Origin of the sequence: Streptomyces sp. NPDC091279 (assembly GCF_044757465.1) — a bacterium.
Taxonomy (GTDB): Bacteria; Actinomycetota; Actinomycetes; order Streptomycetales; family Streptomycetaceae; genus Streptomyces.
Genome location: NZ_JBIVVA010000005.1, coordinates 154,775 through 168,836, shown reverse-complemented (window position 1 = coordinate 168,836; position 14,062 = coordinate 154,775). Strand labels below are relative to the sequence as shown.

Genomic DNA, 14,062 nt, shown 5'->3' with positions numbered 1-14,062 from the left:
AGATGCATTACGGATAATCCCGGCATGCCGGGATCGAGATCGTAGGATCTGAAGTGGCGCTGCCAGGGACGGCCCGAGGTTCGGGCAACCGGAGCAGCATACAACGACTGCACCAGCACCACGAAACTACCATGTTCGGGCCGTCCCTTTGCCCCGGCCCTCCCCCTGCGGACCCCACCCCCGGGGTCTACGCTGCGTCCAGTCCAGCTCAAGGAGGCGCAGGTGGCGCAGGTGCCGCAGACATTCTTCGATGCTCTCGCGGTGCGCACCTGGTGCGGTCTCGCCCTGGACGCGCTGGGACGGGCGCGCGAGGAGATCGACGCGATCAACGTCTATCCCGTCGCCGACGGTGACACCGGCACCAACCTGTACCTGACCATGGAGTCCGCGGTCACCGCCGTCGAAGCGGTGTTCGCCGCCCACGAGACGGTCCCGGGCCCGCCCGAGCGGCCCACCCTCGCCGACGTCACGCGCGCGATGGCGCACGGCGCCCTGATAGGCGCGCGCGGCAACTCCGGCACCATCCTCGCCCAGCTGCTGCGCGGCATGGCCCAGGTGCTGACCGAGGACGGGGCGGCCACCGACGGACCCGGTCTCGTCCGCGCCCTGCGCCAGGCCGCCGAGCGGGCCCGCGAGGCCGTCGCCCACCCCGTCGAGGGCACCGTCCTGTCGGTCGCCGCGGCCGCCGCCGACGCCGCCTCTCTGGTCGACGGCGACTGCGGGACCGTCGCCGAGGCCGCCCACCGGGGAGCGTGGGCGGCCCTCGCCGCGACCCCGGGACAGCTGGCGGTCCTGGAGCGGGCCGGGGTGGTCGACGCCGGGGGCCGGGGCCTGGTGGCGGTGCTGGGGGCGCTGGTGGAGACGTTCACGGGGCAGGCGCCCGGAGCGGGGGGACCGGGCGACGCCGGGCACGCGCGCGTGGCCGCCGTCGCCGTGCCGGACGGCCCCGGCATCGGGGGGTGCGGTGACGTCGTCGTCGAGGACGGGCCCGCGTTCGAGGTGATCTACCTGCTGGAGGCCGAGGACAGCGCCGTGGCACGGCTGCGGACGCGCCTGGACGCCCTCGGGGACTCCCTGGTCGTCGTCGGCGGCGACGGGCTCTGGAACGTCCATGTGCACGTCGACGACGCCGGCGCCGCCGTGGAGGCCGGGGTCGAGGCCGGGCGCCCCTACCGCATCCGGATCACGCACTTCGGGGCCGACGACGCCCACACCCACCGGGCACGCCCGCTGCCCGAACGGGTCCAGCGGGCCGTCGTCGCCGTGGTGCCCGGCGAGGGCCTGGCCGGGCTGTACACAGAGGCCGGTGCCACCACCGTGCTGGCCCGCCCCGGGGAACCACCGGTCAGCGGCGAGCTGGTCGAGGCGGTACGGCGGGCCCACGCGCGCGAGGTCGTGCTGCTGCCCAACGACGCCGACCTGCGCCACACCGCCGCCGCTGCGGCCGAGCAGGCCCGCACCGAGGGCATCCGGGTGGCCCTCATCCCGACCCGCTCCGCCGTGCAGGGCATCGCCGCCCTCGCCGTCCACGAACCGGAACGGCGCTTCGACGAGGACGTCGTCTCGATGACCTCGGCGGCGGGCGCGACCCGGTACGCCGAGGTGGTGGTCGCCGAACGGCAGTCCTGGACCATGGCCGGCATCTGCCAGGCCGGTGACGTCCTGGGCCTCGTCGACGGCGATGTGGCCGTGATCGGCGCCGACGTCACCGTCACCGCCGCCGCCGTCCTGGACCGCATGCTCTCGGCCGGCGGCGAACTCGTCACCCTCGTCCTCGGCGACGACGCCCCCGAGCGGATCGCCGAACACCTCGAAGCACGCGTGCGTGAGGCCTACTTGGCCGTCGACACGGTGGTGTACCGGGGCGGCAGACAGGGCGCCCTGCTGCTCATCGGCGTGGAGTGAGGCGCGGGGGCGCTCACCGGTTCTCACCGGCCGCCTCCGTCCCGCTCGCCACTCCCGCCTGTTTCCGCCTCGCCTGTCACTCCCGCCCGCCTCCGTCCCGTTCGTCACTCCGGTCCGTCTCTGCCCCTCCCATCACTCCCATCCACTCCGTCCCTCCCCTCACTCGCCGTTCGTCTCTGCCACCGCCTGTTCCAGTTGTTCCGCCTCCGCCTTGCGGGACTTGGCCGTCTCGTCGTCGTCCAGGGGGTTCGCGTAGGCCCTCAGCACCGCACGCGCGCGTGCCGTCGCCTCCGCCGGGCGGCTGAGGTCGGCCGCCAGCCAGCCCGCGGCGAGTTCCGCGCCAGTACGGCTGTGCAGGGCGTCGGCGCCCAGGGAGGCGAACACCGCGATGGCCTCGGTGACTTGGCCGAGGGCCTCTTCGAGCGCCGCGCGGATGGAGTCGTCGTCGGCGTCCTCGGCTGCCGAGCGGGCCAGCAGGTCGCCGAACTGGCGGTGGGTGTGGCCGAGTTCGGCGACCAGACGCAGCCGGGCCGACTCGTCCTCGGCGTCGTCCAGGGCCGTCGCGCACTCGTCCACCGCGCGGGACATCAACGTCCTTGCCCCTTCGACGCCTTGGTCGGCGTCCGCGAGGTCGTCGGGGCTCTCGCGATCGTCGGGCTCCGCGCGCAACGCCAGCCACGCGCGGGCGCGCAGGGCGCGGACCAGGCCGTGGACGTTGCCCAACTCCCGCCACAGCTCACCCGCGCGCGCGTAGGCGCGGTCCGCCTCCTCGGCGAGGCCCGCCTGCCCCAGCGACTCGGCCGCGAGGTGCGCGAGCGTCGCGTGGTCGTGCTGCTCGGGCCAGTGCCGGGCCAACTCGGCCGCCTGCAACCGCCGTTCGGCCGCCGCGTGGTGCTCGCCCAGCTCGCTCAGACAGTCCCCGAGCCACCACTGGGTCTGGACGACAGCGCCGTCCCCGTGCGTCTCGGCGGTCAGATCGGGCAGCGCCGACTCCAGCACCTCCGCCGCCTCCGCCCACCGCTCCAGGTGCAGCAGGAACCCGCCCAGCTGGTGCCGGGCCCAGGCGCCCAGGGTGCGGCTCTCGCCCGCCTCGTCGGCCCAGTGCGCGGCCTCCAGGGCGTGTTCGGCGGCCTCCGCGAACGCCGCCCGGCCGCCGAGCACCTCCGCCAGCTGGAGATGCAGCTGCGAGCGGCCGACCGGCTCCAGGTGCGCCCCGCCGTGCTCCAGGGCCGCCCGCAGCGCCCGTTCCGCCTCGGCGACGTCGCCCAGATGGTGGGCGAGACCGGCCACCCGGGCCTCGTACTCCACCGCGAACCAGGGCAGCCCGGCCGCCACGAACTGCGCCGACGCCCGCGCGAACAGCTCCGCCGCCGCCTCCGGCTCCCCGGCGTGCGCCGCCAGGTCCGCCAGCATCGCCCGCGCCTCCGCAGCCCGCGCGAGCAGCCGCACATCACCCTCGGCGCGCCCGTCGACCAGCGCGAGCAGTTCCCGTACGGCGGCCTCGGCGGCGGCCAGGACACGGCCGTGCGGGCCGTTCACGGCCTCCTGGGCGGCCTGGACGCGCCGCATGAGGGTTCGGGACCTGGCCATCAGCACCGAGGCCGTCTGGCGCAGCCCGGTGCCGTCGTCGGCGTACAGGGCGAGGATCTCGTCGTAGAGGCCGTCCACGGTGGCCAGCGCCTCGTCGATCTCGCCGCCCAGGGCCCGCACGTACGCCCCCCGCGCGCGTGCCGCCAGCGCCTCACCCGGGTCGCCCGCCGCCGCGTACAGCTCCGCGGCCCGCTCGAACAGGTCGACGCCGGCCGGGCCCAGGCCCATCGCCTCGTGGTCGACGACCTCCGCACGGTCACGGGCGGCCAGTTCGACGCCCTCGGCGGCCACCCCGACCGCCGCCCACGCCTCCACGGCGTTCGGCTTCAGAGACTCCGACAGCCGCCGCGCCCGCGTGATCAGCGCCGCCAGGTCCGGCTCGGCCCGCGCCGCCACCGGCGCCGGTGCGACGGGCACGGGCGGCGCCGGACGGGCCGCCCGCACCCCCAGCGGCAGCCGCTCCGCCAGCGGAACCTGTGCCATCCGCGCGCGTATCTCCGCGCTCAGGGCCGGCGTGCCGTTGCGGGCGTCGAACCGCGCGGCCAGCGCCAGCGCCTGCCCGCGCGCGTGGTCGGCGAGTTCCCGCGCGGTCCACTCCCGCCCGGCAGGACCCGGCACCACCCGCTCGCCCAGGCCCCGTTCGACCAGCCGGTCCATCAGCAGCGCCACCACGCTCAGGAAGTCCAGGGCGCTGCGCGGCTGGCCGCTGTCCGTGAAGTACGCCGGACGCTCCGCGAGCAGTTCGAGTCCCCGTGCCTCGTTGCCGGTCAGCGCGCAGAACTCGACGTGGTCCGCGTACGCCGACCGCATGCTCTCCATGGAGCGCACCAGCCGAAAGCCCCGCAGATGGTTGGCGCGCGCCTCGTCGACGCGGCCCAGCCGCAGCAGCGGCACCAAGGACGCCGCGAGCACCGTGTGCGGCTCGTGCGCGCACGAGAACTCGCCCTCCAGGACCGGCCGCCACAGCTCCAGCGCCTCGTCGTCCCGGCGCCGTCGCGCCTGCCACCAGCCCTGCCCGTGCAGCTCGCACGCGTGACAGTCGGCCATCGCGTCCCGGTCCGCCGCCAGCCACGCGGCGTACGCCCGTTCCGCGCGCGGGACGTCACCGAGATGCGCGGCGACACTGAACTCCGCGCTGTGCACGGCCCGTTCGGAGTGGCCGGCGAGACGGTAGCGGTGTGCCATCTCGCCGAGCCACTTCTCTATGGACGCCAGCGGCACATGCGGCTGGTCGAGCATGCCGGCCGAGACCCACTTGAAGACCCAGTGCAGTGAGTGCGTCTCGTACTCGTCGAAGTCCCCGGGCCGCTCGTCCCACAGGCGCAGCAGGCGCGCGAAGGGGACGAACATCTTGTCCTTCTCGGAGCTGTAGTTGTAGACCTTCAGCTGGTGCCCGAGCGCCTCGATCACGGCGAGCGGGATCTCCAGCCGCTCCGCCGCCCCGAGCAGCTCCTCCGCGCGCGCGTTGCGGGCGGGCCCCTCCGGCCGTTCGGAGTTCGCCGCCATCGCCCGGCGCAGACCGTCGAAGTCGGTGATGCCGTCGGTGGTGTCGTCAGTCGTGCTCATCAGTGCCCGTCCTCGCCGTGCGTCGCCCATTCCAGCAGCCCGATGAACGCCCGGTTCAACAGCGCCGTGTCCGCCGGCCGCAGCGGACGCTGGGCCATCAGGAGCGCCTGTCCGTAGAGCGACTCGGTCGCGGTGCCGATCAGTTCCGGATCGCTCAGGGAACTGATTCTTCGGATGAGCGGATTGAGATGGTTGAGCACCAGACGCGCGCGGGGCGTACTGCCGCGCAGCGAGCCCAGGATGCCCGCCCACAGGTCGTCGGCCTGCTCCTCGGCCGCCGCCCGCGCCTGCTCGTGCCGGGCCGCCCGGTCGTCCAGGTGCAGCGCGGGCACCGACAGCGGATGGAACGCCCGCAGCACCACATCGCAGCCCAGCGGGTCGAGCCGGGCCCGCGCGGCCGCCAGGAACCCCGCGAGCGCCAGCTCCTCAGCCCCGTCGACGCCGTCCAGGTGGGCCGTCACGGTGTCCGCGTCCAGCTCCGCGACCACCGTCCCCGGCCGCACCGACGGCAACGCCTCGACCAGCTCGCTGTCGTACGTGTAGCCGCCGTTGACCACACCGACGCCCTGCGCCGACGCGATCGGCGCGACCTGCCGGAACTCCTCCACGCTCCGCGTGAAGTGCACCACCGGGTGCCGTCGCGCGAACTCCTCCAGGGACAGCTGCCCGTCGGTCGTCTCGAACGGCAGCCACGGCAGCATCGTGCGCAGCATCTCCGGGTCGTGCCGGGCCAGCGACTTCACCCCGAGGTGGTGCACCGCGAGGAACGCCGAGAGCCGCTGCGGATCGCCCGCCGCCAACGCCGTCAACCAGGACCGAATCCTTTCTCCCAGCGCCTCCCGGACGGCCGCGAGGGTCTCGTCCTCGTACAGCGCCTCGCGCGACGCCGTGGGCCGCAGACTGTCCGTGTCCAGCACGCAGCGCACGAAGAACGCCCAGTCCGGCAGCAGCTGTTCGGCCCGCTCGGTCAGCAGCATGCCCTTGAGGTGCACCCGGTGCGTGGCCCGCCGCGCCGGACTGACCGCCGACGGCAGCACATACGCCACCCCGCGAATCCCGGCCAGCGGCACGTCCAGCTCGATCGAGTCCAACGGCGTGAATCCGAACCGTTCGTGACAGTGCCTGGCCAGCGCCACCCGACGGTCCGCGGGGGAGGCGTACGCCCGGTCCCAGGGCGCCGGCAAGTCGGTGACCGCCTCCTCGCCGACCCGCACGTCGTAGGGGAGCAGCGCCCCGAAGTCCCGGGCCAGCGCGAGGACCCTGTCGGCCGACAGCCACTCCCCGGCGCCGGCCCGCGCCACCAGGTGCACGGTGGTGCCGGGCTCGGGCCGCGCCTCCTGGGGCAACGTCCGCACGGTGTACGAGCCGTCGTCGCTCGCCGTCCACTCGACGGGCGCCGCGTCCGGGGTGCGCGCGCTGCGGCTGACGACCCGGATGCGCTCGGCGACCACGAAACAGGCCAGCAGGCCGATGCCGAACTGCCCGAGGAAGTCGGCGCGCGCCTCCTGGATGCCGTCGGAGCGCTTGGAGCTGCGTCCGATGGTCGCCAGCAGCGCGTGCACGTCCGCCTCGGTGAGCCCGATCCCGGTGTCCTCGACACGCAGGGCACCGCCCTCGGCGTACAGCCGCACCCGGGCCGGGGCGTCCGGCTGTTCGGCGCGGCGGGCGGTGATGGCGTCCACGGCGTTCTGCAACAGCTCGCGCAGGTAGACCTTGGGGCTGGAGTACAGGTGATGGGAGAGCAGGTCCACGAGACCGCGCAGGTCGACCTGGAAGGTGTGAGGTGACGGGGGTGCCTGGGATGACTGTGAGGTCTGGGAGTCCATCGTCGCAGCGCCGGTGGGGGGACGATCGTCGGCGCGGGGTCGGGCGGTGCCGTGTGAGGCGGTACCGCGGGGGATGGCCGGAGGCGCGCCATCCTAGGGCCCGAACGAGCCGTCTGACCAGGGGTTTCGGCAGACGTATACGGCGATGTCAGTGGTGTGGTGTGCAATGGATCTCGTGCCCGCTCTGGAAGAACCACTGCACCAGCCCCTGAAGTCGGTGCTCGGCCCCGCCACCGCGAAGGTGATGGCCGAGCACCTCGGCCTGCACTCCGTCGGCGATCTGCTGCACCACTATCCGCGCAGATACGAGGAGCGCGGCCAGCTCACCCACCTGGCCGACCTCCCCATGGACGAGCACGCCACGGTGGTCGCCATGGTCGCCGACGCCCGTCTGCACACCTTCGCCTCCGCCAAGGCCCCGCGCGGCAAGGGCCAGCGCCTCGAAGTCACCATCACGGACGGCAGCGGCCGCATCCAACTGGTCTTCTTCGGCAACGGCGTCCACAAACCCCACAAGGAACTCCTGCCCGGCACCCGCGCGATGTTCGCCGGCAAGGTCTCCGTCTTCAACCGCCGGCTGCAACTGGCGCATCCGGCCTACGAGTTGCTCAGCGGCGATCCCGACGAGCCGGGCGGCGCCGGTGAGACCGTCGAGACCTGGGCCGGCGCCCTCATCCCGATCTACCCGGCCACCGCCAAGCTGGAGTCCTGGAAGATCGGCAAGGCCCTGCAAACGGTGCTGCCCGCAGCCCAGGACGCCATCGACCCGTTGCCCGAGGCCCTGCGCGCGGGACGCGGCCTGCTGCCGTTGCCCGAGGCCCTGCTCAAGGTCCACCGCCCGCGCACCAAGGCCGACATCGCCGATGCCCGCGCCCGCCTCAAGTGGGACGAGGCGTTCGTCCTCCAGGTCGCCCTGGCCCGCCGCCGGCACGCCGATGCCCAACTCCCGGCGGTGGCCCGCGTCCCGTCCCCCGACGGCCTCCTCAGCGCCTTCGACGACCGCCTCCCCTTCACCCTCACCGACGGCCAGCGGAAGGTCTCCGCCGAGATCTTCACCGACCTCGCGACGGAACACCCGATGCACCGGCTCCTCCAGGGCGAGGTCGGCTCCGGCAAGACCATGGTCGCCCTGCGCGCCATGCTCGCCGTCGTCGACGCGGGCGGCCAGGCCGCGATGCTGGCCCCCACCGAGGTGCTCGCCCAGCAGCACCACCGGTCGATCACCGAGATGATGGGCGAGCTGGCCGAGGGCGGCATGCTCGGCGGCGCCGACCGGGCCACCAAGGTCACGCTCCTCACCGGCTCCATGGGCACGGCGGCCCGCAGGCAGGCGCTGCTCGACCTCGTCACCGGCGAGGCGGGGATCGTGATCGGCACGCACGCGTTGATCGAGGACAAGGTCCAGTTCCACGACCTCGGCCTGGTCGTCGTCGACGAACAGCACCGGTTCGGCGTCGAGCAGCGCGACGCCCTGCGCGGCAAGGGCACCCAGCCCCCGCACCTCCTCGTCATGACGGCCACGCCCATCCCGCGCACGGTCGCCATGACCGTCTTCGGCGACCTGGAGACCTCCGTCCTCGACCAGCTCCCGGCCGGCCGCTCCCCGATCGCCAGCCATGTCGTCCCGGCCGCCGACAAGCCCCACTTCCTGACGCGCGCGTGGGAGCGCGTGCGCGAGGAGGTGACCAACGGCCACCAGGCCTATGTGGTCTGCCCCAGAATCGGCGACGAGACGGACGACCCCAAGGCGAAGAAGAAACAGTCCCCGGAGGACGACGCCGACAAGCGCCCCCCGCTCGCCGTCCTGGAGGTGGCCGACCACCTGGCCAAGGGCCCCCTGAACGGCCTCCGCGTCGAGGTCCTGCACGGCCGTATGCAGCCCGACGACAAGGACGCTGTCATGCGCCGCTTCGCCGCGGGCGACACGGACGTCCTGGTCGCCACGACCGTCATCGAGGTCGGCGTGAACGTCCCGAACGCCACAGCCATGGTGATCATGGACGCCGACCGCTTCGGCGTCTCCCAGCTCCACCAGCTCCGCGGCCGCGTCGGCCGGGGTGCGGCGCCCGGCCTGTGCCTCCTGGTCACCGAGATGCCCGAGGCGAGCCCGGCCCGCGCCCGCCTCGGCTCGGTCGCCGCGACCCTCGACGGCTTCGAGCTGTCCCGCATCGACCTGGAACAACGCCGTGAGGGTGACGTCCTCGGCCAGGCCCAGTCCGGCGCCCGCACCTCCCTGCGCATGCTCACCGTCATCGACGACGAGGACATCATCACCGAGGCCAGAGAAGAGGCCACCACCCTGGTCACCACCGACCCCGACCTCCACACCCACCCCGGCCTGCAAACAGCCCTACAAGCCCTCCTGACCGAACAAAGAGAACAGTTCCTGGAAAAGGGCTGAGCCAACGCCGTCAAGGTGCACGGGGCAGGCAAAGGACCAACGGGCGCCCAGGTTTCACCCTGGGGCGGCCAAAAGGCGACCAGCGGCCGGCACCTGAAAACGGGCCCGGGGGGCAACGCCGCTATTCAACGGGCCCGGGGGCCAACGCCGCTATTCAGGGGCGCGGGGAACTGCGCGAAAAGACAGCGGGCGCCCACGGACCAGCACAGGCCAGCTACAGGGCGACCAGCGGACGGCGCTTGAAAACGGGCCCGGGGGCAACGCCGTTATTCAACGGGCCCGGGGGCCAACGCCGCTATTCGGGGGCGCGGGGAACTGCGCGAAAAGACAGCGGGCGCCCACGGACCAGCGCAGGCCAGCTGCAAGGCGAGCAGCGGGCGGCGCCTGAAAAACGGGCCCGGGGGCCAACGCCGCTATTCAGGGGCGCGGGGAACTGCGCGAAAAGGCAACGGGCGCCCACGGACCAGCGCAGGCCAGCTGCAAGGCGAGCAGCGGACGGCGCCCGGAAACAGACGCCGACGGCACCGCCGTTCAAGAGGGGCCCGGTGCCGAACGCCGGGGCACCCGCACAGCGCCGCGCGCCACCCCACCCCGCCTGCCAGACTGACGGCCAGTACCCCGCCCGGAGACAAGGACCCCGAAATGACCCGCGTGATCGCCGGCACAGCCGGCGGACGCCGCCTCACCGTCCCGCCAGGGACCGGCACCCGCCCCACCTCCGACCGCGCCCGAGAGGGCCTCTTCTCCACCTGGGAGTCCCTCCTCGGCGCCCCCCTCGCGGGCGAACGCGTGCTCGACCTGTACGCCGGCTCCGGCGCCGTCGGCCTGGAGGCCCTGTCCCGAGGAGCGAGCCACACCCTCCTCGTGGAGACCGACGCCCGAGCCGTCCGCACCATCAAGGACAACGTCCGCAGCGTCGCCCTCCCCGGCGCCGAGGTCCGCACCGGCAAGGCCGAACAGATCATCCGCACCGCACCCCCCGCCCAGCCGTACGACATCGTCTTCCTCGACCCCCCCTACGCCGTCACCGACGACGATCTTCGCGAGATCCTCCTCACACTCCGCTCCGAGGGCTGGCTCGCGGCCGACGCCCTCGTCACCGTGGAGCGCAGCACCAGAGGCGGCGCATTCGGCTGGCCGGACGGTTTCGAGCCGATCCGGTCCCGCCGTTACGGCGAGGGAACGTTTTGGTACGGTCACGCCGCCGCTACGTGCGCAGACGCACGATGACCGGACCGGAGAGCGAGGGACCACAAGTGCGCCGAGCCGTCTGTCCCGGGTCGTTCGACCCGATCACCAACGGACATCTCGACATCATCGCCCGCGCCTCCAGGCTGTACGACGAGGTCTACGTCGCGGTGATGATCAACCAGTCGAAGAAGGGCCTCTTCGAGATCGACGAGCGGATCGACCTGATCCGCGAGGTCACCGCCGAGTACGGCAACGTCGTCGTCGAGTCGTTCCACGGCCTGCTCGTCGACTTCTGCAAGCAGCGCGACATCCCCGCCATCGTCAAGGGCCTGCGCGCGGTCAGCGACTTCGACTACGAGTTGCAGATGGCGCAGATGAACAACGGCCTCTCCGGCGTCGAGACGCTCTTCGTGCCCACCAACCCCACCTACAGCTTCCTGTCGTCCTCCCTCGTCAAGGAGGTCGCGACCTGGGGCGGCGACATCGCGCACCTGGTGCCCCCGGCCGTGCTGGCCGCTCTCAACGCGCGTCTGCACAAGGACTGATGGGGCTACAGTCGGTCCCGTCCGTCTCCAACACCCCTGTAGAGAGTGGCGAGCACACGGTGGACGTGCAGAAGAAGCTCGACGAGATCGTCTCGACGGTCGCAGGCGCCCGGTCCATGCCCATGTCGGCCTCGTGCGTGGTCAACCGCGCCGACCTGCTCGCCCTGCTCGAAGAAGTGCGCCAGGCGCTGCCCGGCTCGCTCGCCCAGGCCGAGGAACTGATCGGCGACCGCGAGCAGATGGTCGAGCAGGCCCGCCAGGAAGCCGACCGGATCATCGAGCACGCACACGCCGAACGGGGTTCACTGGTCTCCGGCACCGAGGTCGCCCGCCGCTCCCAGAGCGAGGCCGACCGGATTCTCGACGAGGCCCGCAAGGAGGCCGAGGAGGTCCGCGCCGAGGCCGACGACTACGTCGACTCCAAGCTCGCCAACTTCGAGGTCGTCCTCACCAAGACCCTCGGCTCCGTCGGCCGGGGCCGCGAGAAGCTCCTCGGCACCGGGCCAGGCACCGACGAGCAGGGCTACGAGGACGAGGACGCCCCCGAGCGCAGCCACGACCCGGAGACCCTGCGCCGCGACGCCGACTCCTACGTCGACGTCAAGCTCGGCGCCTTCGAAGCGGTGCTGGCCAAGACCCTGGAGGCGGTCGGCCGCGGTCGGCAGAAGCTGCACGGCCGGATCGCCAGCGACGACCTCGGCGGCCTCGCCGACGACCTCAGCTCCTTCCAGCACTCCAGCGACGCCGACTACCTCGCCGATCTCGCCGCGCTCGCCGAACGGGACACCCCGACGGCCGCCGAGCAGCCCGCCGTTGCCCCGCAGCCGCAGGACTACGGGCAGCCGCAGCCGGCCTACGGCTACCAGCAGCAGCCCGACCCGTACGCGGCCGGCTACCCGCAGCAGCCCGGCTACGGCCAGCAGGACGCGTACGGCTACCCGCAGCAGGCCGACCCCTACGCCGCCGCCTACCAGGGCTACGACGCCCAGCAGGCGCCCTACGACCCCCAGCAGGCCGCTCAGCAGCAACAGCAGCAACAGCAGCAGCAGCCGCAGCAGGGGTACGCGCTGGACGAGACCAGCCTCTTCGACACCGGCATGATCAGCGCCGAGCAGCTGAGGGCGTACGAGCAGGGCCGAGGGCAGTAGTCGGGGCCGACGGTCCGGCCAGTGCCCGGGACAGCGGTCGGGACCGGATTGGGCCGTCAGCGAAAGGTCCAGTATCCTGTTTCTTCGGTCGCGTGTACGTCCGCGATCAACGCTGCCCGGGGATCACATCGGACAGCGCCCCCTTCAGCTCGAAGATCGAAAGCAGGAATGGCTCTGAACGCCCGCCTCGACCACCGCAACCCTCTCGTGTTCGACACACACGAGCTGGGGCGGCGTCCTGGCGCCATGCAGCGCCTGACCCGCACGATCGACGCCCCCCGGGACCTCGGTATCCAGGGAGTCATCGGAGTGCCGGAAGGTGCCCCGGTGGAGCTGAGCCTCCGGCTTGAGTCGGTCATGGAAGGTGTGCTCGTCACCGGCACCGCCCGTGCGTCGGCCAAGGGGGAGTGCGTAAGGTGTCTGGAGCCGGTCGAGCAGCAGCTCGATGCGGACTTCCAGGAGATGTTCTCGTACCCTGACGCCGATGACCGGGGCCGCCCCAAGGCGGAGCCGGTCGACGACGCCGAGGAAGACGAGGACCGTCTCTACATCGAGGACGGACTGTTCGACCTCGAACCCGTGCTGCGCGACGCGGTGGTGCTCGCACTGCCGATGCAGCCGGTGTGCCAGGACGACTGCCTGGGCCTGTGCTCCGAGTGCGGGGCACGGCTCACGGACGACCCGGACCACCACCATGACGCCGTCGACATCCGTTGGGCGGCATTGCAGGGACTCGCCGGTTCACTCGAAGACGGCGAGAAGGACGAGTTGAGCGGCAAGGCGTCTGAGTCAGCACGCGCCGCCGAGAAGCAGGAGAAGTAGCCGTGGCTGTTCCGAAGCGGAAGATGTCGCGCAGCAACACGCGCCACCGCCGGTCGCAGTGGAAGGCTGCGGTCCCCACCCTGGTTGCGTGCGAGCGCTGCCACGAGCCCAAGTTGCAGCACATCGCGTGCCCGTCTTGCGGCACCTATAACAAGCGCCAGGTCCTCGAGGTCTGAGCGGCTGGTGAGAGGCACCGTGTCCACGCCGAAGAAGAACGCTCCCCGCACCAACGGGAGTGCCCCGTCGGACAACACGGCCTCGTCCCACACGCTTCTGGAAGGGCGGCTCGGCTACCAGCTGGAGTCCGCCCTTCTGGTGCGTGCGCTGACCCACCGTTCCTACGCGTACGAGAACGGCGGTCTGCCGACGAACGAGCGGCTGGAGTTCCTCGGGGACTCCGTGCTCGGCCTCGTCGTCACCGACACGCTGTACACCACCCACCCCGACCTGCCCGAAGGCCAACTGGCCAAGCTGCGGGCCGCGGTGGTCAACTCACGTGCGCTGGCGGAGGTCGGTCGCGGCCTTGAACTCGGCTCCTTCATCCGGCTCGGCCGGGGTGAAGAGGGCACGGGTGGCCGGGACAAGGCGTCCATCCTCGCCGACACCCTCGAAGCGGTGATCGGCGCGGTCTATCTCGACCAGGGCCTCGAAGCGGCCTCCGAACTGGTGCACCGCCTGTTCGACCCGCTCATCGAGAAGTCCTCGAACCTCGGAGCCGGCCTGGACTGGAAGACCAGTCTCCAGGAGCTGACCGCGACCGAAGGGCTCGGTGTCCCCGAGTACCTGGTCACGGAGACCGGCCCCGATCACGAGAAGACCTTCACTGCTGCCGCCCGCGTCGGAGGCGTCTCGTACGGCACCGGCACCGGCCGCAGCAAGAAAGAGGCGGAGCAGCAGGCCGCCGAGTCCGCCTGGCGTTCCATCCGCGAGGCAGCGGACGAACGCACCAAGGCGGCGGAGGCCGAACAGCCCGCGGCGGACGGCGAAGAGCCGTCGTCCGTCTCCGCCTGAGCGGAAACGAAACAACGCACTCCGAGCGCCCGTCCCCCTCCCGGGGCGGGCGCTCGG

General features: G+C 72.3%; 10 protein-coding genes. 8 read left to right on the top strand and 2 right to left on the bottom strand.

What is annotated here, in order from left to right; all coding sequences use genetic code 11:
* Positions 1 to 222 precede the first annotated feature (222 nt).
* Positions 223 to 1,905 carry a DAK2 domain-containing protein gene (locus tag ACIQOU_RS14170; RefSeq protein WP_401536933.1) on the top strand — a complete coding sequence of 561 codons (1,683 nt, stop codon included), beginning with the start codon at positions 223 to 225 and terminating at the stop codon, positions 1,903 to 1,905.
* 159 nt (positions 1,906 to 2,064) lie between these two features.
* On the opposite strand, the gene ACIQOU_RS14165 is transcribed toward ACIQOU_RS14170, so the two are convergent.
* Complete coding sequence (locus ACIQOU_RS14165) at positions 2,065 to 5,061, bottom strand: tetratricopeptide repeat protein (RefSeq protein WP_401536932.1); 2,997 nt, start codon at positions 5,059 to 5,061, stop codon at positions 2,065 to 2,067.
* Positions 5,061 to 6,887, bottom strand: coding sequence for an HSP90 family protein (locus ACIQOU_RS14160; protein ID WP_401536930.1), 1,827 nt, complete (start codon positions 6,885 to 6,887; stop codon positions 5,061 to 5,063). Before ACIQOU_RS14160 ends, ACIQOU_RS14165 begins: the two co-directional genes overlap by 1 nt.
* Positions 6,888 to 7,053: 166 nt before the next feature.
* Between ACIQOU_RS14160 and recG the strand changes: the two genes are divergently transcribed.
* The 7 genes from recG (at position 7,054) to rnc (ending at position 14,005) form a co-directional block, all read left to right on the top strand.
* Positions 7,054 to 9,288: an ATP-dependent DNA helicase RecG gene (gene recG / locus ACIQOU_RS14155; protein WP_401536928.1), complete on the top strand. Its 2,235-nt coding sequence runs from the start codon at positions 7,054 to 7,056 to the stop codon at positions 9,286 to 9,288.
* 642 nt (positions 9,289 to 9,930) lie between these two features.
* Positions 9,931 to 10,518, top strand: a complete 588-nt coding sequence (gene rsmD, locus ACIQOU_RS14150; RefSeq protein ID WP_401536926.1) for a 16S rRNA (guanine(966)-N(2))-methyltransferase RsmD — start codon at positions 9,931 to 9,933, stop codon at positions 10,516 to 10,518.
* A gap of 26 nt (positions 10,519 to 10,544) precedes the next feature.
* Complete coding sequence (gene coaD / locus ACIQOU_RS14145) at positions 10,545 to 11,024, top strand: pantetheine-phosphate adenylyltransferase (RefSeq protein WP_401536925.1); 480 nt, start codon at positions 10,545 to 10,547, stop codon at positions 11,022 to 11,024.
* A gap of 59 nt (positions 11,025 to 11,083) precedes the next feature.
* Entirely contained in the window at positions 11,084 to 12,172 is a 1,089-nt protein-coding gene (locus ACIQOU_RS14140) for a cell division initiation protein (RefSeq protein WP_401537345.1), read from the top strand.
* Positions 12,173 to 12,340: 168 nt separating this feature from the next.
* Positions 12,341 to 12,994 carry a YceD family protein gene (locus ACIQOU_RS14135; RefSeq protein WP_401536923.1) on the top strand — a complete coding sequence of 218 codons (654 nt, stop codon included), beginning with the start codon at positions 12,341 to 12,343 and terminating at the stop codon, positions 12,992 to 12,994.
* A 2-nt stretch (positions 12,995 to 12,996) separates the two neighbouring features.
* Entirely contained in the window at positions 12,997 to 13,170 is a 174-nt protein-coding gene (gene rpmF, locus ACIQOU_RS14130; RefSeq protein ID WP_007493396.1) for a 50S ribosomal protein L32, read from the top strand.
* 7 nt (positions 13,171 to 13,177) lie between these two features.
* On the top strand, positions 13,178 to 14,005 hold the full coding sequence (rnc, locus tag ACIQOU_RS14125; protein ID WP_401536922.1) for a ribonuclease III: 828 nt from the start codon (positions 13,178 to 13,180) through the stop codon (positions 14,003 to 14,005).
* The last annotated feature ends 57 nt before the right edge of the window (positions 14,006 to 14,062 follow it).

Bases quoted from the DNA above. Each gene is read 5' to 3' on its own strand.
- recG (WP_401536928.1), top strand. From the start codon at position 7,054: ATGGATCTCGTGCCCGCTCTGGAAGAACCACTGCACCAGCCCCTGAAG.
- ACIQOU_RS14160 (WP_401536930.1), bottom strand. From the start codon at position 6,887: ATGGACTCCCAGACCTCACAGTCATCCCAGGCACCCCCGTCACCTCAC.
- ACIQOU_RS14135 (WP_401536923.1), top strand. From the start codon at position 12,341: ATGGCTCTGAACGCCCGCCTCGACCACCGCAACCCTCTCGTGTTCGAC.
- ACIQOU_RS14165 (WP_401536932.1), bottom strand. From the start codon at position 5,061: ATGAGCACGACTGACGACACCACCGACGGCATCACCGACTTCGACGGT.
- rsmD (WP_401536926.1), top strand. From the start codon at position 9,931: ATGACCCGCGTGATCGCCGGCACAGCCGGCGGACGCCGCCTCACCGTC.